We start from the raw sequence: 707 nt of genomic DNA on the forward strand, positions 1-707 counted from the left end.
TGTATGGCGACGTGAAATCGAGTATCGCCATGCTGACGGGCACAGCGTTTGGGTACGCGAAAACATTCGACCGCTCAACGATTCCGATCAGTTGCTGATTGTGGGTGAGGACATTTCAGAGACCAAACTTTTGGCTGAGAAGTTAGAGTATCAGCCGCGTTATGACTTATTGACGGGGACATACAACCGCAACCACTTTGAGTTGGAGTTGAAAACCGCGCTGCGTGAAGTGGATAGCCACCGCCGAGTGCATGCGATGTTGTACCTCGATCTCGACCAGTTGAAAGTGCTTAATGACACCGTTGGGCACGATGCGGGCGATGCCGCGATTCAATTTTGCGCCAGCATGTTGGAAGAGGTGCTGCCATACAATTCCGTGCTGGCGAGAATGGGCGGCGATGAATTTGCGGTGCTACTGAAAGATTGCGATGAGTATGGTGCAATCAATATTGCGAAGGTGATTATCTCCACATTGGGTGAGCACCTATTTATCTGGGAAGACACACGCTTATTCATCAGTTGCTCGGTCGGCATTCGTATCATCGACCACACGGCAGAAACGCCGCAAATGGTGCACGCGCAAGCAGATTCGGCGTGCCATGCGGCGAAAGAGCAGGGGCGTAACCGTTACAATCTGTTCAGCTTAGATAATGAAGAGTTGCAGCGTCGCCAGATGGAAATGCAGAGCGTCAACTTGGTGCACGAGG

The 707-nt window shown here is 51.6% G+C and carries 1 protein-coding gene; it reads left to right on the forward strand.

Translation table 11 applies throughout. The annotated features are described in order from the left end of the window. Positions 1 to 707, forward strand: a 707-nt coding sequence (locus tag R8N47_RS25235; RefSeq protein ID WP_318186112.1) for a GGDEF domain-containing protein, incomplete at both ends; no start/stop codon positions are given.

Source organism: Vibrio sp. 2132-1 (assembly GCF_033344315.1).